This is a genomic window from Microcoleus sp. MON2_D5 (genome assembly GCF_036701905.1).
Classification (GTDB): Bacteria; Cyanobacteriota; Cyanobacteriia; order Cyanobacteriales; family Microcoleaceae; genus Microcoleus.
Window position 1 is genome coordinate 99,269 of sequence record NZ_JAUBRM010000009.1, and the last position, 18,080, is coordinate 117,348.

General features: G+C 45.0%; 20 protein-coding genes. 12 read left to right on the plus strand and 8 right to left on the minus strand.

The window, feature by feature from the left end; genetic code table 11:
* Positions 1 to 188: 188 nt before the first annotated feature.
* On the plus strand, positions 189 to 728 hold the full coding sequence (locus tag QUA47_RS05425; protein WP_333429981.1) for a GNAT family N-acetyltransferase: 540 nt from the start codon (positions 189 to 191) through the stop codon (positions 726 to 728).
* A 52-nt stretch (positions 729 to 780) separates the two neighbouring features.
* Positions 781 to 1,302 carry a GNAT family N-acetyltransferase gene (locus tag QUA47_RS05430; RefSeq protein WP_333429982.1) on the plus strand — a complete coding sequence of 174 codons (522 nt, stop codon included), beginning with the start codon at positions 781 to 783 and terminating at the stop codon, positions 1,300 to 1,302.
* Between the two features lie 70 nt (positions 1,303 to 1,372).
* On the opposite strand, the gene QUA47_RS05435 is transcribed toward QUA47_RS05430, so the two are convergent.
* Positions 1,373 to 2,707 (minus strand): tetratricopeptide repeat protein, encoded by a 1,335-nt coding sequence (locus QUA47_RS05435; RefSeq protein ID WP_333429983.1) that lies wholly within the window; start codon positions 2,705 to 2,707, stop codon positions 1,373 to 1,375.
* 21 nt (positions 2,708 to 2,728) lie between these two features.
* Between QUA47_RS05435 and QUA47_RS05440 the strand changes: the two genes are divergently transcribed.
* The 4 genes from QUA47_RS05440 to hisC all read left to right on the plus strand — a co-directional run bounded on the left by QUA47_RS05440 (position 2,729) and on the right by hisC (position 6,976).
* Positions 2,729 to 3,991: an esterase-like activity of phytase family protein gene (locus QUA47_RS05440; protein ID WP_333429984.1), complete on the plus strand. Its 1,263-nt coding sequence runs from the start codon at positions 2,729 to 2,731 to the stop codon at positions 3,989 to 3,991.
* A 300-nt stretch (positions 3,992 to 4,291) separates the two neighbouring features.
* Complete coding sequence (locus tag QUA47_RS05445; RefSeq protein WP_333429985.1) at positions 4,292 to 5,146, plus strand: alpha/beta hydrolase; 855 nt, start codon at positions 4,292 to 4,294, stop codon at positions 5,144 to 5,146.
* Positions 5,143 to 5,856 carry a glycerophosphodiester phosphodiesterase family protein gene (locus tag QUA47_RS05450; RefSeq protein WP_333429986.1) on the plus strand — a complete coding sequence of 238 codons (714 nt, stop codon included), beginning with the start codon at positions 5,143 to 5,145 and terminating at the stop codon, positions 5,854 to 5,856. The genes QUA47_RS05445 and QUA47_RS05450 overlap by 4 nt, the downstream gene beginning before the upstream one ends.
* A gap of 73 nt (positions 5,857 to 5,929) precedes the next feature.
* The gene (hisC, locus tag QUA47_RS05455) at positions 5,930 to 6,976 is read left to right on the plus strand and encodes a histidinol-phosphate transaminase (protein ID WP_333429987.1); all 1,047 of its coding nucleotides are present in this window, start codon (positions 5,930 to 5,932) and stop codon (positions 6,974 to 6,976) included.
* Positions 6,977 to 7,065: 89 nt separating this feature from the next.
* Here hisC and QUA47_RS05460 read toward each other — a convergent pair whose 3' ends face one another.
* The 6 genes from QUA47_RS05460 to QUA47_RS05485 form a co-directional block, all read right to left on the minus strand.
* Positions 7,066 to 7,533 (minus strand): type II toxin-antitoxin system VapC family toxin, encoded by a 468-nt coding sequence (locus tag QUA47_RS05460; protein WP_333429988.1) that lies wholly within the window; start codon positions 7,531 to 7,533, stop codon positions 7,066 to 7,068.
* The gene (locus QUA47_RS05465; RefSeq protein ID WP_333429989.1) at positions 7,527 to 7,823 is read right to left on the minus strand and encodes an antitoxin family protein; all 297 of its coding nucleotides are present in this window, start codon (positions 7,821 to 7,823) and stop codon (positions 7,527 to 7,529) included. Before QUA47_RS05465 ends, QUA47_RS05460 begins: the two co-directional genes overlap by 7 nt.
* 46 nt (positions 7,824 to 7,869) lie before the next feature.
* Positions 7,870 to 8,670, minus strand: a complete 801-nt coding sequence (locus QUA47_RS05470; protein WP_333429991.1) for a class I SAM-dependent methyltransferase — start codon at positions 8,668 to 8,670, stop codon at positions 7,870 to 7,872.
* 143 nt (positions 8,671 to 8,813) lie between these two features.
* Entirely contained in the window at positions 8,814 to 10,454 is a 1,641-nt protein-coding gene (locus QUA47_RS05475) for a 2-isopropylmalate synthase (RefSeq protein ID WP_333429992.1), read from the minus strand.
* Positions 10,455 to 10,682: 228 nt separating this feature from the next.
* Entirely contained in the window at positions 10,683 to 11,204 is a 522-nt protein-coding gene (locus QUA47_RS05480) for a LabA-like NYN domain-containing protein (protein WP_006633075.1), read from the minus strand.
* 336 nt (positions 11,205 to 11,540) lie between these two features.
* Positions 11,541 to 12,191: a response regulator transcription factor gene (locus QUA47_RS05485; protein WP_333038438.1), complete on the minus strand. Its 651-nt coding sequence runs from the start codon at positions 12,189 to 12,191 to the stop codon at positions 11,541 to 11,543.
* A gap of 428 nt (positions 12,192 to 12,619) precedes the next feature.
* Here QUA47_RS05485 and QUA47_RS05490 point away from each other — a divergent pair, with 428 nt between their 5' ends.
* Positions 12,620 to 12,841 (plus strand): hypothetical protein, encoded by a 222-nt coding sequence (locus QUA47_RS05490; RefSeq protein WP_333429993.1) that lies wholly within the window; start codon positions 12,620 to 12,622, stop codon positions 12,839 to 12,841.
* Here QUA47_RS05490 and QUA47_RS05495 read toward each other — a convergent pair.
* A complete protein-coding gene (locus QUA47_RS05495; protein ID WP_333215911.1) occupies positions 12,838 to 13,263 on the minus strand; it encodes a ferredoxin in 426 nt (141 codons plus the stop codon). The genes QUA47_RS05490 and QUA47_RS05495 overlap by 4 nt on opposite strands.
* A 264-nt stretch (positions 13,264 to 13,527) precedes the next feature.
* On the opposite strand from QUA47_RS05495, the gene groES reads away from it, so the two are divergent.
* The 5 genes from groES (at position 13,528) to QUA47_RS05520 (ending at position 17,966) form a co-directional block, all read left to right on the plus strand.
* Entirely contained in the window at positions 13,528 to 13,839 is a 312-nt protein-coding gene (groES, locus tag QUA47_RS05500) for a co-chaperone GroES (RefSeq protein ID WP_333100012.1), read from the plus strand.
* A 145-nt stretch (positions 13,840 to 13,984) separates the two neighbouring features.
* Complete coding sequence (gene groL / locus QUA47_RS05505; protein WP_015174510.1) at positions 13,985 to 15,628, plus strand: chaperonin GroEL; 1,644 nt, start codon at positions 13,985 to 13,987, stop codon at positions 15,626 to 15,628.
* 140 nt (positions 15,629 to 15,768) lie between these two features.
* Positions 15,769 to 16,749, plus strand: a complete 981-nt coding sequence (locus tag QUA47_RS05510; RefSeq protein WP_333429994.1) for a hypothetical protein — start codon at positions 15,769 to 15,771, stop codon at positions 16,747 to 16,749.
* Between the two features lie 138 nt (positions 16,750 to 16,887).
* A complete protein-coding gene (locus tag QUA47_RS05515) occupies positions 16,888 to 17,214 on the plus strand; it encodes a hypothetical protein (RefSeq protein ID WP_333429995.1) in 327 nt (108 codons plus the stop codon).
* A gap of 89 nt (positions 17,215 to 17,303) precedes the next feature.
* The gene (locus QUA47_RS05520; RefSeq protein WP_333429996.1) at positions 17,304 to 17,966 is read left to right on the plus strand and encodes a glutathione S-transferase family protein; all 663 of its coding nucleotides are present in this window, start codon (positions 17,304 to 17,306) and stop codon (positions 17,964 to 17,966) included.
* Positions 17,967 to 18,080: the final 114 nt, after the last annotated feature.

The window sequence follows — 18,080 nt, forward strand, 5'->3', positions numbered from 1 at the left end:
CATATTTATTACAATTGCGGATACCCGCTACTTGCCACTTTATGCCTTTGGACATAGAGTTTGCCACTGGTTTTATTTGCTGGGTCAAATACTGGCTTTTCAAAATGCAGTTCACTGCATTGAATAGATTGATTCTACATTTCACCCTCGTCTCAAGGAAAGTGTATTAGACTTTTTGGTTATAAATTATGCAAGAGATAGAGACAGCCCGATTGTATCTGAGACAATTTACGCCCGACGACTTAGAATCGCTGTACCGCATCTACAGCGATTCAGAAGTGATGAAGTATGTGAGCGAAGGCGTCAGAAATAGAGAAGAAACAGCAGCCGACTTATTTCAGATAATTGCTGATTGGGAAAAACACGCTTTCGGTTTGTGGGCTGTTGTCAATAAACAAAACAACCAGTTAATCGGCGACGGGGGGCTTCGATTTTTAAGCAAAACACCTGAAGTAGAAGTCGGTTACTTGTTAGCAAAAGCGTATTGGGGGAAAGGTTTAGCATCGGAAGTTGCAGCGGCCAGCATCAAGTACGGATTTGAAGTATTGAATTTAGAAAAAATTATCGCAGTTGCAGATGCCGAAAACATCGCCTCGCGGCGGGTAATGGAAAAAATGGGGAGGAAATACCAGTATAACTTTGACGATCCCGATCGCGATCGAGTATATTATTCGATCGCAAGACTCTCATATTTTACCTGGAAGAAAACCCAACCAAAATGTTTGTAGCAAGACTTATCAAAACTGGTATCATAATCTAGTGGTAAAAATTATATTAATCATGCAAGAGATAGAGACAGCCCGATTGTATCTGAGACAATTTACGCCAGACGACTTAGACGATCTGTACCGCATCTACAGCGATCCGGAAATAATGAAATACCTCTCAGGAGTTAGAACTAGAGAAGCAACAGAAATCGCCATTCATACCATGCTCAAACATTGGGAAGAAAACAACTTCGGAATGTGGGCTGTAGTACATAAAATAGACGGTAAAATGATTGGTCGCTGCGGACTATGTTTTCTGGACAAGACACCGGAAGTTGAGCTAGGCTATACCCTCGACAAAGTTTATTGGAATCAAGGATTGGCGACAGAAGCATCTTTTGCTAGTCTCAACTATGGATTTCAAATATTAAAGTTGGAGAGAATAGTTGCGATCGCCCGCCCAGAAAATATCGCCTCTCAGCGGGTGATACAAAAAGTTGGCATGAAATATGAAAAAAATGCTCATTATTACGAAACTGATGTAGTATATTATTCTCTTTTGCGAGAAAGTTACCAGTCCAAAGTATCTTCGTAGGGTGTGCATTGCACACCTTACTACTTTTAAATTACTCACATTGCAATTTGTCATTATTGCCTGCTGACAACTACGAAGTCCTTTGCAATTGCTTGTTAACTTTTTGAATTTTCTTAGCAAAATACTCTTGTCTGTGTCCCAATCTTTTAGCCACGTCCAACCCTTTTTGATAGGAGTCCAAAGCTTTATCGTAAGCCTTCATCTCTTGATAAACTTGACCGATATTGTCGTAAGTGTTCATCAATCCATAGAAATTGTCAGCCCGCTCTTCTAACAGCAACTGCATTTGATAAATCCGCAAAGTCTGCTCCCACTGTTTTTGCGCTCGGTAAAGGAATGCTAATTTATCCAAAGCTTCGCTAGCTTGGGCATACTGTTGAATGGGGACGGCTAAATTGTATGCTTCCTGATAGTATTGAGCTGCTAAATTGATTTGGCCTATGGTTTGATAATCGCTGGCGATCGCAATTTTGATCGGTGGTATAGCACTCGGGTTTTGTAAGTTAAGATACACCGATGCTAGTTTTTCCCTGGCTGCGATCGCCTTTAGGGGTTGTTTCGACTGCTGATAAACGTAGGCCAACTGTCTGAGAGTATCTACCTCAGTTGGAGGAGTTACAGGTTGCGGCGGCGCGCCGTTTCCCGCAACTACAGCAGAAGTTGGCACAGCAGAATTAGCAGCAAATAAAGCGCGGTTTTCCTGAATTAAAGTTGCCAATTCCTCATAGACGGGAGCAGCTTTATCGTAACTCAACCAATTGATGTGAATGAGCCCGATCGCCTTCAAAATCTGACCTTGAGCCAATATATCTTCGTTTTGGCGCGCATTTTCGAGAATTTCTTGGTAAACTTCTACAGTCGGGCCTTTAGCGCGCACCTGCTGAAAAGCCGCAGCGAAGGCGGGGAGCAACTCAGTATTAAGTGGTACTTGGGATTTGACTTCTTTTTGAATTGCTTGCAACCGTTTGGTAATAAGCTGTAGTTCGAGGTTTTTACCGTTACTCCAAGCAACACTTCCCACCCGACTCAAAGCAGCAATTTCCGCCGCAGGCCCCAGATACCTACGCAGCCGCAATTCTCGGAACCAAATTTCAAAAGCACCCGCCCCATCTCCAGCTTGCTGTTTAGCCGCTGCTTCTAAGTTTAACTGCTCCAAAGCCGCTGTCAGTTCGTCCCGCTGAGTGCTGCTCAAAGATTCGTTAGCGGGAGCTAGGGGATCGGGTGTGGTAATTTCTAGAGGATTAGGGGAAAATTGATCGAGGCCTGGTGGATTAGTTTGGGCGCTAGCAATAGAACCAGCACACAGCCACAAGAAAAGCAAGCACCCAATTGGCACAGAACTTCTCATTCTCAAAATTTGGTTGCCGCGATTCGGCATCTCTTCTGGAAACATCAAGTTTTGCATATCTACAAAACGGTATAAATTATGTCACAAAGATGGCACAAAAGCAAACTGTTCAACAAGAGCAACAAAATAAAAATTACCGCACTGAGCAATTATGGGGATTTAAAGACGCTGGGCGATCGCATTTTACGCTTATTCAGTCTAGCCCTAATACTTTTAACTGTTTGCACAGCTTGCGCCCCCCCTCCCGCAGTTGCTAGAGACCGCTCTTTTCCAGAAATGTCCCTAGAATTTTTGGGCGAGTACCAATTGCCAAAAATGAATTTTGAAGGAGCACCAGTCGGCGGTTTGTCAGGAATTACCTACGACCCCAAAGGTATTAGCGCAGTCAATTCCAAAGCTTATCGCTTTTACGCTCTTTCCGACGACCCCAGCGAAAATGGAGAAGCGAGATTTTACAGTCTCAGACTAGACATCACATCAAGCGACCCAGCAAATATTCGCCTAAAAAAAGTTGCCGTTGAAGGCGTTACCTCCCTCAAAAAAGCAGACGGTGAAACCTTCTCTTGGGGTTCCATCAATCCCGAAGGCATCGCCCTTTCTCCCCGCAATTCAGTATTTGTCGCCAACGAAGGCGTCACTCATGCTGGCATCCCTCCTTTTGTAGGAGAGTTTGACCTCAAAACCGGGAAATTGCGGGGAAATTTGCCGCTTCCCAAACGCTACATTCCCGATGCCAGCGATGAAAAGCAGCAGCAAGGAGTGCGAGAAAATTTAGGTTTTGAATCTTTAAGCATTGATCCAGAAACCTTTAGTCCGGGCGGTCTCGATCCGTTTCGTTTGTTCGCAGCTACAGAAGCGCCCTTAATGCAAGATTTAGACCCGGATCAGGCAAGCAAACTGCGTTTTTTACATTATGTTATCGTCGATAAAACGCCGCAATTAGTATCGGAAAATCTTTACAAGTTAGACCAAGTTCCCATGACTGTTTTGAACGGTTTAACAGAATTAGTAACTGTCGGTGGCGGTCAGATTCTGAGTTTAGAACGTTCTTTTGGGCTGTCGGGATACAGCGCTAGGATTTATCAAGTAGCGGTTGGGGCGGCTACAGATACTTCGAGAATCCAGAGTTTTAAAGGGCCAGTGACAATGGTTGAACCTGTTAAGAAAAAGTTGCTGCTAGACTTAAGCGAACTCGGAATTCCGCTCTACAATTTAGAGGGAATGACCCTCGGACCACAGTTGCCAGATGGCAGCAAAAGTGTAGTTTTGGTCAGTGACGACAATTTTGATGAAGCGCAGAAAACTCAGTTTCTTTTATTTAGCTTGAAGGGCAAAGGTTAGGTCATAAGGGCGGGCTAGAAGCCCACCCCACCCCAATACGGTTCAGTTAATGTTTTTTTGTCATTGCGAGCGAATAACGAAGCAATCGCAGTATCTGTTTTTCACAGAGTTTTGTCTCCATGAGGGTCTTATCTGAACCGTATTGCACCCCACCCCACAATAATATTTATTGTTTGTGAAACAGGCAGGAAAGCCTTTTGAGGAAAACCGTACCAAAAAATTCACTCTTTGTGGAACAGGCATCTTGCCTGTTCATAAAAAAGTTAAATCAAATTTTTCCAACTATAAAACCCCCTAATCATGCCAAGTCGTAACACTTTGCACCTGCCCGAAATCGAACTTTCATACCTAGAATGGAAGCCAGAAACAGGGAAAACAAAAGTCCCGCGTTTGCTGCTGTTACACGGTTTAGCAGATAGTGCGTGTGTCTGGAGTAGCTTGGGCGATTATTTGTCGAACCGCTATCATATTGTAGCGCCCGATATGCGCGGTCACGGAGACAGTAGCAAACCGAAAACAGCCTATACTTTTGAAAGTGCGATCGCAGATTTAGAAGCTTTGATGGCACATCTCAACTGGCCCGACGCCCACATTTTAGGACATTCTTGGACGGGCAAACTAGCAGCGATTTGGGCGAGGCAAAATCCCGATCGCTTTTGCAGTATGATTTTAGTAGACCCCATCTTCATCACCAAAATGCCCGCCGCGATGAAACTCACCCTGCCAATTGTTTACCGAAAATTAGACTGTCTCAAATGTGTGGGCCCGTTTGCGACTGTAGCCCAAGCAGAAGCAGCAGCCAAACAATCGGGAGAATACGCAGATTGGAGTGAGGTACAGCAAATGGTATTCCAACACCAAATAGAACAAAAATCAGACGGAACTTGGGGCAGTAAATTTGCGATTGCAGCCAGAAATCAGATATTTGCCGAAGTGATGAAAGTTGCCGGTTTAACTGAAAATATTGATATCCAGACTTTGTTTGTACAGCCGGAAAAAGGCGTAAATCGCATGGATTGGCAAATGCAGCCATACAATAGATACTTAAAAAATCTTACCGTTGCAAAAGTACCGGGGAATCACTGGTGTTTTTTGACTCAACCAGAAACTTTTAATCAAACTGTGGCAGATTTTTTAGAGGGTACAAGAGAGTGAATGTAGAAATTATCGCACATCGGGGATTTTCCGCGCTCGCCCCCGAGAATACTTTAGCAGCTTTTGAACTGGCGATCGCCCGTGGAGCTCCTTCGATCGAATTTGACATCCAGCTATCCGCCGACAATGTACCAGTGATTTTTCACGACGCAACATTAGATAGAATCACTGGAGTTTCTGGCAAAGTTAGGGAAAAAACTCTGTCTGAATTGCAGGCAGTTAATGCGGGAAAATGGTTTAGCGATGAATTTTCACAAGAAAAAATTCCTACTTTAAAAGCCGCATTAACCATACTCAAAAATGTTGACAAATTTCTTTACTTTGATGTCAAACCTCACTGCGAGTGGTCTGATTCAGATGTCGTGGATTTTGTCAATACTTTGAAGGGCGAAGAAATCCAACACAAATGCGTTATTACCTCCTTTAACGCTGGATTTCTGGAACAAGTGCGGCGGCTATCTGGCGATTTGGCGATCGGACACATTGTTGCTAATCTAGAAGCGTACAAAACTCAATTTGCTCAAGCGGTGGCGCATCAGGATAATTTGATTAGCAGCCAGTATCGCGTTTTGCTGGAAAACCCCGCACTAATTCAAGAAAGCCGGAGTCAGGGAGTTGACATTGTGGCCTGGACGGTGGACGATAGATCGGATATGCAAAAGTTAATTGATTTGGGTATAACACGGATAGTCACTAATTGTTTGATATAATTTGTTTAACTTGATATCTTGCACCATTATCAAGAACGGGCAAGGTGCCTGTTCCACAAAACTCAATTAATAGATGAATTACTTTCGCACAAGCATCCACGAAATGTCTGGCTATGTGCCGGGGGAACAGCCACCGCTAGGCACAAAAATTATTAAACTAAATTCTAATGAAAATCCCTATCCGCCTTCTCCCAAAGCCTTAAAAGTGCTTCAGGAAATAGACGGAGAAATGCTGCGGCGCTATCCAGATCCCACTGGCAAAAGTTTCCGCATTGCTGCTAGTCAAGTTTTGGGAGTGGCTGACGATTGGATTGTTGTAGGTAACGGCAGCGACGATTTATTAAACTTGATAGTTCGCGCTGTGGGCGAATCAGGGAAACAGATTGTTTGTCCCGCGCCCACCTATGTGTTGTACCGCACTTTGGCACAAATTCAAGATGCAGAGTTTGTTGAAGTTCCTTATCCCGACGACTACAAGTTACCCGTCGATTTGCTAATAGCAGCCCAGGGTGCAGTGACATTTGTAGCTTCGCCAAACAGTCCATCGGGAACAGCCATATCTGTCGCAGATTTGGAGAAACTGGCTAAAGAGTTATTGGGCATTCTTGTCATCGACGAAGCTTATGTAGATTTCGCCGAAGACAATGCTTTGAACTTGGCAAAAAAGTACAGTAATGTTATAGTTTTGAGGACGCTTTCAAAAGGTTATTCCCTAGCAGGATTGAGGCTGGGTTTTGGCATAGCAAATGCGGCGCTGCTGGCAGAATTAAATAAAATCAAAGACAGCTACAATGTCGATGCTTTAGCCTATGCAGTGGGGGCAGCGGCGATCGCAGATCAAGACCACAAGATAGCCAACGCCGAAAAGATTAAGGCTTCCAGAGCAAAACTAGCCGTTAGCTTCCAGGAATTCGGCCTTGACGTTTGGCCCTCCCAAACCAACTTTTTGTTAGTTAGGCCACCAAACGGCGATGCAGAAAGAATTTATCAAACACTGAAAGTACGGGGAATATTGATTCGATACTTCAATCAGCCGCGATTAGAAGACAAATTGCGGATTAGTGTAGGTACGGAGGAACAGAATCAAATATTACTTAAAACTTTGAAAGAAATCCTATAAATAACGATCGCACTAAAATTACTTTCTAGTGATGAGTTTAGTCCTCTGATTGGTATGAAGACTTGCATTCCTCACTACCAACAGCTTGATTACGGATAATTATTAGGATTATCAATCGCCAACCCTGCCGACTGAGCAATATCCAGCAATCTGTTGTCCGCCGAAACAAAAATTAGTTGAGTTTCTGGGATTGATGTTAAAACAGATTGAACGCGCAAAGCAGCCGCCAATTGCACAGCATCATAAGCCCGCAGTGGATATTGAACAATCAGTTCACCCGCCCTTTCAACCAGTGCCCGATCAACTTCGATAACTCTATACCGACTATTGAATTCAGAGCGAAACTTCTCAATAAGTGCAGCCACTTCCGCAGCAGTTATACCGCCTTCACGTTGTCTGCGTGCAAAAGCACTAAGAACTTCCACCCAGGTGATGCGGACTACAAGCAGCGAGTTACCAGTCTGGGAATCCGTGAGCGTTTTTATCCAAGGGCTGCCAATTTCAACCACATATCTTTTGATGAGGGCGCTGCTATCTAAAAAATAAATGTTTACCACGGGCCGCGATCCTCGATAATCATTTCTGATAGAGGCTTGCCCGGTTTTGCCCCTAACCTTTTAGCCAATTCATACACATCTTCATCAGTGACAGCCTCGACGTTATGGGGATTGTTAGGTAGTGGAGTCACCAATCCTCGGTCAACTAAAAACTGGATTGCCAATTCTGCCTGCTTTTTTGGATCATCTGGCCAGACTTGAATCTGCACAGTTTCCCCATCATTCAATGACAAAGGGCTCAGGGGACGTAAAACCCCGTTTTCGTAGATAGCAGTAATAGTTTCTGGCATAATTAGCCTCTTAATTAAATGCTTTGACTGATTGTACTTTTTTTAATTACTTCGTTGCCACCACAGCCAAATTCCAAGCCAAGCGCTTCATCAAAGGCAACTTTTTCAAAAACCCATCCAACCCTTCTAACCGAGAGTATTCTGGTTTCAATCTCTCTTGTTCAATGATAATCTTTTTCCAATAACGCTCCTCATTTGGATGCACTTTTTCTATCAAATAAAAGCGCAAAAAAATCCAAAGCGATGTTAGCCAAAACGTATCATAAGCAGTCTCCGAAAACAAAGAGTGGACAAAATTCACAATATTAATATCCAAAGGAGTTTCATCCTCAGTCCGCACCTCAGTAGCCATCCTGCGGTAAACATTAATCACCGGATTGTGCTTCATCGGGTCCCAAAAACAAGCTTTACCCCCAGGCTTCAGCACGCGGTGCATTTCGCGAATTGCCTTTTCAGGTTCCGGCAAATGGTGCAGCAAATTAGAAGCGTAAACAATATCAAAACTGTTGTCCGGGAAATCTAGCGCCATTGCATTCACCGTGCAGCCGTCTATTTTGACGCCGTTTTTCTCAGCCAATTTTAGAGCCACTTCTACCATGCCCTGAGAATAGTCCGCCGCCACACAATTCGCGCCTTTTTTAGCAAAATAAACGCTATTTTCTCCAGCGCCGCAGCCTAAATCTAACAGGCGTTTACCCGTAATATCGCCCATTTGCTGGACGATAAATCTATTTTCTGGGGCGGTACAAGCTTCAAAGTAATCATTGACTTGAATGCCGTCAATATCGATCGTAGATGCCCAAGCATCGTGGAATTGCCGTTCTTTTTTTAAAGTTTCGTCTTGCATTTTTCAAGAGTTGGTTATTAGTAAAAAAAAGTAATTTTAAACCGCAGATAAACCCGGAACAACGCAGATAAATTAAGATTTATCTGCTTGGCTCTGGGTTCGTCTGCGGCTTGTTTCAAGAAAAATGGCTGACAAGAAATTTATCAGCGCTGTGCTTCTGCAACAACTTCATTTCTGATCTGAGTTGGCTGTTCCGAGGCTTTTTCAGCACTATGCTGCAATGCCTGATACAGGCGATTTAAAGCGCTGATGTATGCTTCTGCGGAGGCTACGATAATGTCGGTATTTGCCGAGTGACCGGAAAATACTTTGCCTTCGTGGCGCAAGCGAATTGTTACTTCGCCGATCGCATCAATTCCTGCTGTCACCGACTGTACAGAAAACTCGATCAACTCGTTCGGTACGTTTACCACCCGGTTAATTGCCCTATAAATCGCATCCACAGGCCCGGTGCCGATCGCAGCATCGGTCAATTCTTCGCCCGCCGGATTCCGCACAGTGACAGTTGCTGTCGGGCGAGATTTGTCGCCGCAGGAAACTTGCACCAATTCTAACCGGAATAGTTCCGGTGCTTGGTGCACTTCGTTATTGGCGATCGCCTCTAAATCCCAATCAGTAATCTCTTTTTTCTTGTCTGCCAAATCTTTAAACTTGACAAAAGCCTTATTTAGCTCATCGTCGGCCATTTCAAAACCCAACTCTTTCAAGCGAGTGTGAAATGCGTGGCGGCCCGACAATTTGCCCAAGACGATTTGATTTTCAGTTAAGCCGATCGACTCGGCATCCATAATCTCGTATGTCAGCTTATTTTTCAGCACTCCGTCTTGGTGAATTCCCGATTCGTGAGCGAAAGCATTTGCCCCGACAATCGCCTTATTTGGCTGCACCAACATCCCCGTCAAATTGGAAACCAAGCGCGAAGTTTTGTAAATTTGGCGGGAGTCAATATTTGTCAGCGGTTCCTCAGAATCCGCAGGCCGGCCCAAGAACGGATTATAATATTGACGCCGCACGTAAAGCGCCATTACCAACTCTTCCAGAGCCGCATTTCCCGCCCGTTCGCCAATCCCGTTAATCGTGCATTCTAACTGTCTGGCGCCATTTTTTACGGCTTCCAAAAAGTTAGCAACAGCCAATCCTAAGTCATTGTGACCGTGAACCGAAATAATCGCGCGATCGATATTCGGCACATTTTCCTTAATTCCCCGAATCAAAGCCCCAAATTCGCTCGGAGTAGTGTAGCCGACAGTATCGGGAATATTAACAGTTGTCGCACCCGCTGCGATCGCCCGTTCTAGAACCTGATACAAAAACTCCGGTTCCGATCGACAAGCATCTTCCGGCGAAAACTCCACATCATCCACAAAAGACTTAGCGTAAGCCACCATTTCCGGCACAATTTCCAGAACCTCAGCCCGCGTCTTTTTCAGCTTATACTCCAAGTGAATATCAGACGTAGCCAGAAACGTATGAATTCGCGAATTTACTGCTGGTTTCAGAGCCTCTGCTGCTGTTTTAATATCCTGCTTTCTCGCCCGTGCTAAACCGCAAATTGTCGGGCCATCTTCCGTGCCAACCGATCGGGCTATTTTTTGGACTGCCTCAAAATCTCCCGTGCTGGTGAAAGGGAAACCCGCTTCAATCACATCCACGCCCAATCTCGCTAACTGGCGAGCTATAGTCAGCTTTTCATCAACATTCAGAGATGCACCCGGAGATTGTTCTCCGTCCCGCAAAGTCGTATCGAAAATAATAATCCGGTCTTGACTTGGTTGAGTTTTCATAGCTCTAAAAAGTGTTTTCCTGATTTTTACTTGTCCGTTTTTCTGGATTTTAGCCTCCAGTCACCAGTCCCCTGTCTCGCGCCAATAACGAATAATTAATAACCCCCAACCCATAACTACTGACTAATGACTGCTGACTAATGACTAATGACTAATGACTAATGACTAATGACTAATAACTAATGACTAATGACTAATGACTAATGACTAATGACTAATAACTACTGACTAATAATCCATCTTCTCGATATGTTCCCTAATTTCATTTAGGTCTATATACCTATCTGTAGCATTTCTTAACTCTCTTGCAATCATTCCTTCGGTTGATACCACAGTAATATGAGTATTTTTCGAGCGGAGCAGCTCGATCGCCCGCTCAAAATCCCCATCCCCGCTAAACAGCACAACTTGGTCGTATTGATCCACGGTATTAAACATATCAACCACAATTTCTATGTCTAAATTAGCCTTTTGAGAATATCTGCCCGAAGCATCGTCGTAATATTCCTTAAGAATTTTAGTGCGAACCGTGTAACCTAGACTGATCAAAGCATCTCGAAATCCCCTTTGATCTTGGGGGTCTTTCAGGCCCGTATACCAGAAAGCATTGATCAAGATGACATTCGGCTGCGAAGTTTTGAAATATTCGAGCACCCTGCGAGGATCAAAAAACCAGCCGTTCTTTTGTTGAGCGTAGAACATATTGTTCCCGTCCACAAAAATAGAAAGGCGGTTCATTAAGTTTGTCATAGAAACTTAGACCTAATAATTGTAGAAAGAAGTTAATCTAAATATCACATTTTAGCAACATGGAGCTAACTGAGGCAATAGATTAAACTTCAGAAAACTCCATCTCCCCAGTATTTCATATTTTCGGCTCTACCGCCAGAGGGTTCTTTTAAGCCTGCTTGCATTTGAGCGAGGGGCCCTCACAAACTATATGCCTAGTAACTCAATACCGGCTGCCGTGTCAAGGTTAATGGCGCCTTCAAACTACCGCCGTACCGCCCTACCGCCAAGCAGGCATACCCAAGCGCATAGCAGTAGATTTTGCTCCCCTGATTTCATAGCGCAGACTACCTCCGCTCAAGCCTTTTTGCTTTCAAGAGCCCAGCGAGCTAACTCTGTCCGGTTGTGCAGACCTGTTTTGCCCAGCATATTGCTGACGTGGCTTTCGATAGTCCGCTGGCTGACATTCATCACGTCTGCGATCTGGCGGTTTGCCATACCCTGGGCTAGCAACTGTACCACCTTTAACTCAGTGGGAGTCAATTCGACATTGCGGCGCGCCTTAATTTTTGGGCCACTCTCCATACCGGGATTTGAGTGGCGAATCAAGCGCGATGCTGCTTTCAGAGAAGATTCCACTTGGGCTACCAGTTCTTCTGGTTCAAAAGGCTTGACTATATAAACGTCAGCCCCAGTGCTCAAGCCTTTTACTCGGTCTGAACTTTGACCTTTTGCGGACAAGAAAAGAACTGGAATCCAGCTAGTGCGAGGGTCTTCTCTGATGTGTTTGACTAAAGTGTAGCCGTCCATTTCCGGCATCATCACATCGCAGATAATCAAGTCGGGAACTTCTTGTTCTAGTTTTTCCAGAGCGTCTCTGCCGTTTTCTGCTGTAATGACGTTGTAACCCCGAAACTCCAAGTAGTCCTTGACCAGCAAGATCAAGTTGGGGTCGTCGTCAACCAGCATCAGCCGTTTTTGCTCTCCTGAATTATTGTCCTTTGTCATGTTTATTCCCGCTAAAGTATCCCGCACGCTTCCTCGTTTTCACTTCTGTTTTTTCCGTCAGTCCCCCGCCACCAGGCTGGGAGTGGAGGACGACGGTCGGCTGAAGGGATGGCGGTGAGGGAAAGCGGGGCGGGTATTACCGCTTTCCAACCTATAATTGAGGGCTGTTCGTGAGTGTCTTACGACCTGGAATGCAGCCCAAACCTGTAATTCACGATCGCCCTATCAAGATCAGCCCTGATTGATTGGAGACTCCCTAACAGAGCCCAAGTTAAATATTTAATCTCGATCGGTTCAATTTCAGGTTAATGCCCCGGTTTTAAATGGTACTTCTGATATAGAGAAATTTAAGCAGACTCCCTACTTACGTATTTAACTGCTTCTAGTGTAGTTTGGCAACCTGCTTAGTGTCTGCCACTGAGAAATTTTTGCACAAAATTTCACAGTTCCTCCGATCGATTTTTTTTACTGTACCTTTTGAGAAACACAAGGAACACGGGAAGCTGCACGAAGACAATCACCTACCTACAGTTTTATTGAACTGTAGCAGGTGCGATCGCCCGGACGCCAAACTGTCTCAAATTCTCACCCTTAACCTTAAATTTAACACTTTACCTATAACCCTGTACTTTAAACAGCGCTACACTTAAATGTTTGGCTCCGCCTCACGAGGCACAGGCAAAGGATGAATCAAGAAAGCGTATTCTTGAACTACCTTTGAGTTTAGGAGATGTTCCTGAATAATTCTCTCAATGACGGGTGGAGTAACGTCGCGATACCACACTCCGTCTGGATAGACTACCATAATCGGGCCAGACGCGCACACTCGCAGGCAATTGGCTTTCGTGCGAAAGACGCAGGTTGGTCGATCGGCACTTGGCTTGTCCAACCCCAATTCTTGCAAGCGTTTTTTTAAGTAATTCCACGCCTCCAGACTGGTTTGCCGATCGCAGCACTTGGGCACGGTTTGGTCGGCACAGATAAAAATATGTCGCTCGATTTGAGCGATGCCCAGGCTTTGGACGCAAGCGCTCAAGCCTTGGCTGCAAGATTCATCGTTATTTTCCAGCATTTTATTCATTCGTCAACAGTAATTGGTTAGCGATCGAAAGTCATCACCACAGCCCCCACTCCCGCTTCCCCCTCTCCGGAGCGCCCACTCATGGTCGGTTCGGGAACCCGTACTGACAACTAAGTTGCGATCGCCCCTGACTAAAGCTAAATTAGCACTCAGGAGTCGAGAGTGCTAATATGTCAGTTGTAAGTAGTCCGCTGTTGCTTTCATCGTGACCCCTGACGACTGACTGACGACAATCTGTAATCTGGAGATTTATTTATGGCAGCAGTATCACTGAGTGTTTCTACCGTTAAACCGTTAGGCGAGCGCGTGTTCGTGAAAGTAAGCGCTAGCGAAGAAAAAACCGCCGGCGGCATCCTTCTGCCCGACACAGCTAAGGAAAAGCCCCAAGTAGGCGAAGTCGCGGCCGTGGGCCCTGGCAAGCGCAACGACGACGGCACTCGCACTGAAATGGAAGTCAAAGTCGGCGACAAAGTTCTCTACTCGAAATACGCCGGCACCGACATCAAACTCGGCACCGACGAATACGTCTTGCTAGCCGAAAAAGACATTCTGGCAATCGTTAACTAATTAATCATTAGTCATCAGTCCTTAGTCCTTAGTCATCAGTCATTAGTTTAAAGCGAACGCCGCCAAACAACTAATGACACGGGACAAGTGACTAAAATCCATCATCCCCAATCCAAAATCTCAAACCCTCACATCCCCAAAAACTATGGCTAAGCGTATCATCTACAACGAAAATGCACGTCGCGCCCTCGAACGCGGTATGGACATTTTGGCCGAAGCAGTGGCAGTAACCCTCGGCCCCAAAGGCCGCAACGTGGTTCTCGAAAAGAAATTCGGAGCTCCTCAGATCGTCAATGACGGTGTTACCATCGCCAAAGAAATCGAACTAGAAGACCACGTAGAAAATACAGGCGTTGCCCTGATCCGTCAAGCAGCTTCCAAAACCAACGACGCAGCAGGCGACGGTACCACAACTGCTACCGTTTTGGCTCACGCAATGGTCAAAGAAGGTCTGCGTAACGTAGCAGCCGGCGCAAATGCGATCGCCCTCAAGCGCGGTGTTGACAAAGCAACCACGTTTTTGGTAGAAAAAATTGCCGAACACGCCAAACAAGTAGAAGATTCCAAAGCCATCGCTCAAGTCGGCTCCATCTCTGCTGGTAACGACGATGAAGTCGGCCAAATGATTGCTAACGCAATGGACAAGGTGGGCAAAGAAGGCGTGATTTCCCTGGAAGAAGGGAAGTCTATGACCACCGAATTGGAAATCACCGAAGGGATGCGCTTCGACAAAGGCTACATTTCTCCCTACTTCGTCACCGACACCGAACGGATGGAAGCGATTCTAGAAGAACCTTTCATCTTGCTGACAGACAAGAAAATTGCTCTGGTACAAGATTTAGTACCTGTGCTCGAACAAGTAGCTCGTTCTGGCCGCCCGCTGTTGATCATTGCAGAAGACATTGAGAAAGAAGCTTTAGCTACCCTCGTTGTCAACAAACTGCGCGGTGTGTTGAACGTGACTGCTGTTAAAGCACCTGGTTTTGGCGATCGACGCAAAGCCATGTTAGAAGATATCGCCGTATTGACCGGCGGTCAACTAATCACCGAAGATGCCGGTTTGAAACTGGAAAACACCAAGCTCGACATGATCGGCAAAGCTCGCCGCATCACCATCACCAAGGACAGCACCACAATTGTTGCCGAAGGTAACGAAGCTGCCGTTAAGTCCCGCTGCGAACAAATTCGCCGTCAAATGGACGAAACCGAATCTTCCTACGACAAAGAAAAGCTGCAAGAACGTTTGGCCAAATTGGCTGGCGGCGTCGCAGTCATCAAAGTCGGCGCGGCTACCGAAACCGAAATGAAGGATCGCAAACTGCGTCTTGAAGATGCGATCAACGCTACCAAAGCTGCAGTAGAAGAAGGAATTGTTCCTGGCGGCGGTACAACTTTGGCTCACCTGACTCCTCAATTAGAAGAGTGGGCTAACAGCAGCCTCAAGGGCGAAGAATTGACCGGTGCTTTGATTGTGGCACGGGCTCTGGCTGCTCCTCTGAAGCGGATTGCTGAAAATGCTGGTTTGAATGGCGCTGTGATTGCTGAGCGCGTCAAAGAAAAGCCGTTCAACGTTGGTTTCAACGCAGCGACAAATGAGTTTGTCGATATGTTTGAAGCTGGTATCGTTGACCCTGCGAAGGTGACTCGTTCTGCTCTGCAAAATGCAGCATCTATTGCTGGCATGGTGCTGACAACCGAGTGTATCGTCGTTGACAAGCCTGAACCGAAGGATGGCGCTGCTGCTGCTGGCGCTGGCGGCGGCATGGGCGGCGGCGACTTCGATTACTAAGTCGATCGTTTGATTACTAATAGCTAGTTTGATGGGGCGGGCTTTAGGGCCCGCCCTGTTTGTTATATTTGGGAAGTGCTTTGGCGTTGCACAATTATAGTAGGATTAAAAAATTGAGCTAGTTAGCAAGTAGCAGGTAGATGAATACTCTATTTTTAGATTTGGAGTTTGGGCCAATTTATGGTTCTTTTAGAGGAAACTATTTTCCTACAGAAATTGGTGCCGTGATATATGATGTAGAGCGCCATCAGCTTTTATTTGAGAGTAAAAAATTATCCTATGATGTATTCCTTGTTATCAGGAAAAATATTATCAATGACATTGGTAAAACTGTTGGATTTTCGGAAAGAGTGGCAAACCTTAAAAGAGGAGAGTATCAGAAAGTACTCGATCCGAGCTATCGGTTAGAAAAGTCTGATCAAGTTATAGCAAGAAAGCTACGCTCCCAATGCCTAGATGAATTACGCGAATACATTCACAACCTGTTTAAGATACATCAAGTTGACCAGATTGTATTTTTTGGTGGGAGGGAGGATATCAAGATTTTGAAAATGGCAAAAGTCAATATATCGAATATTCAAGTTATTGACATACAACTTGTTATTGAAAAGGAGATAGGCTATCTCTTCTCTCTTGAGAAAATATCGTTAATTATCGGATTTTATGCTAAAAATAAATGCTTTGGATCAAAGAATTTTAACTATAAATTGCCATTAAAGTATAAAAATGAGATGAAACCTCATTCAGCATTTGGAGATGCTTGCAGAATTTTCATAGTGTGCAAGGAGTTTTGCGCTGTTAAATCAGAGTTGGTGCAGCAATGTAATATGTACTGCGAAATTAATAAAATCCCTAAAGCGAATGTCAATAGGTTAACAAGCTTAAATGTATTGCAATCCCAACCATCTAGCCAATTGAAAGTAACACTCCTGTTAGAAACCCTCTCTTCAGGAAAGGTTTCTGCTTCTATTTTTGAGTTTCCGCAATGTCGAGTTGAAGCAGCAAGTCGAGAAGAAGCAATTACCAAAATTCAAACCACATTTTTAGAAAGACTTAAGCATATTGAAACTCTTTCCTGGGAAGTCCCGATTCAAGCTTCAGAACCCGCCTGGATGCAATAATTTGCGGGTGTGTTTAAAGACGATCCAGATTTTCAGGAAATTATGGACGAGATTCGTGCCGAACGTACCTCTGACGATGACTCTGAAATCGCTCCCTCATACTACCTGTAGAGGTGATTTATAGGATAGTAAGCTAACATGAATCTATCATTTAAAGATTTAAGGTTTATTATAGAAGCCATTGAACATCTAATTAATGCCTATCAAGAACGTTTGCAGGTAATTGAAGATGTAGATGAGGATGAGGCTGCCGATATAGGGAATGATATTAAATTTTTAGATCTTCTCCTTGCAGACATGACGACAAGTTTAGCTCAGAATACTGGACGGGAAAAGATCGCTTATGAAGAAGCGCTATCTGAATCCCTAGAAGTGACTTTTGCAGAGTGGGAAACTAGCGAGGCGATGACTGCGGAGGAAGCCTGTAAACGGAGCAGAGTAATTTCAGATCAAACTCTCGAATAACTTTGAGAGAAGGCAGCAAAAACTGATCCGCCTAAGTGCATAATCAAAATGTGGCTTTTATTACCTATCACTAACCAGGCACACCATTTATGAAACTTTACCACACTCCCATTTCCCCCAACTCCCGCCGCGTCTGGATCGCCCTCTTAGAAAAAAACCTGGACTTTCAATTAGTAGAAATCCACTTGGACGGCGATCACTTGCAGCCTGAGTTTGTCGCAATAAATCCTTTTCACCGCATCCCTGTTTTGGTCGATGATGACTTCACGGTCGTCGAGTCTCTAGCAATTCTTGACTATCTAGAAACGAAGTATCCCGAACCGGCAATGCTGCCAAAAGAACCGAAAGATTTGGCAGTTGTGAGGATGGTAGAATTGGTCACGGTTAACGAACTTCTACCGCAAATTTACCCCCTAAGCAGTGAAAAAATGGGACGGGGAACTCCCCAACCGCAGGAAATCGAAAAGGCTAAGGAAAAAGTCAATACTGTGCTGAAATTCTTTGAAGGCTTGCTGGACGATCGCCCTTATTTCGCTAGCAACAATGTCACGTTTGCCGAGTGCGTTGCCGGCACCGTCGTGCCCTTGCTATCTTGGGTTGGCGTGTCCCTAGACGGCTATCCTAAAATTCAAGCTTGGTGCGATCGACTGCTTGCCCGTCCCTCATGGCAGCAAACTCAATTCACCGAGGCAGATTTGGCGGCTTTCGCATCTCGAAGACAAAAATTTTTGGCACAAGCTGAAGCCTCATGAACCAATCAATTGTCAAGCGATCGCTCTTTTTCCTAGCTAGGGCTTGCTGAATATATCGATCGCACTTGATGTAGCCTGGGCTATGCGATCGCGAGAGCGAGGGTAAAGTGCAAA

Coding starts and splice junctions, on each gene's coding strand:
- QUA47_RS05425 (WP_333429981.1), top strand. CDS start 189: ATGCAAGAGATAGAGACAGCCCGATTGTATCTGAGACAATTTACGCCC.
- QUA47_RS05430 (WP_333429982.1), top strand. CDS start 781: ATGCAAGAGATAGAGACAGCCCGATTGTATCTGAGACAATTTACGCCA.
- QUA47_RS05435 (WP_333429983.1), bottom strand. CDS start 2,707: ATGCAAAACTTGATGTTTCCAGAAGAGATGCCGAATCGCGGCAACCAA.
- QUA47_RS05440 (WP_333429984.1), top strand. CDS start 2,729: ATGTCACAAAGATGGCACAAAAGCAAACTGTTCAACAAGAGCAACAAA.
- QUA47_RS05445 (WP_333429985.1), top strand. CDS start 4,292: ATGCCAAGTCGTAACACTTTGCACCTGCCCGAAATCGAACTTTCATAC.
- hisC (WP_333429987.1), top strand. CDS start 5,930: ATGAATTACTTTCGCACAAGCATCCACGAAATGTCTGGCTATGTGCCG.
- QUA47_RS05465 (WP_333429989.1), bottom strand. CDS start 7,823: ATGCCAGAAACTATTACTGCTATCTACGAAAACGGGGTTTTACGTCCC.
- QUA47_RS05470 (WP_333429991.1), bottom strand. CDS start 8,670: ATGCAAGACGAAACTTTAAAAAAAGAACGGCAATTCCACGATGCTTGG.
- QUA47_RS05475 (WP_333429992.1), bottom strand. CDS start 10,454: ATGAAAACTCAACCAAGTCAAGACCGGATTATTATTTTCGATACGACT.
- QUA47_RS05480 (WP_006633075.1), bottom strand. CDS start 11,204: ATGACAAACTTAATGAACCGCCTTTCTATTTTTGTGGACGGGAACAAT.
- QUA47_RS05485 (WP_333038438.1), bottom strand. CDS start 12,191: ATGACAAAGGACAATAATTCAGGAGAGCAAAAACGGCTGATGCTGGTT.
- QUA47_RS05495 (WP_333215911.1), bottom strand. CDS start 13,263: ATGCTGGAAAATAACGATGAATCTTGCAGCCAAGGCTTGAGCGCTTGC.
- groES (WP_333100012.1), top strand. CDS start 13,528: ATGGCAGCAGTATCACTGAGTGTTTCTACCGTTAAACCGTTAGGCGAG.
- groL (WP_015174510.1), top strand. CDS start 13,985: ATGGCTAAGCGTATCATCTACAACGAAAATGCACGTCGCGCCCTCGAA.
- QUA47_RS05510 (WP_333429994.1), top strand. CDS start 15,769: ATGAATACTCTATTTTTAGATTTGGAGTTTGGGCCAATTTATGGTTCT.
- QUA47_RS05515 (WP_333429995.1), top strand. CDS start 16,888: ATGAATCTATCATTTAAAGATTTAAGGTTTATTATAGAAGCCATTGAA.
- QUA47_RS05520 (WP_333429996.1), top strand. CDS start 17,304: ATGAAACTTTACCACACTCCCATTTCCCCCAACTCCCGCCGCGTCTGG.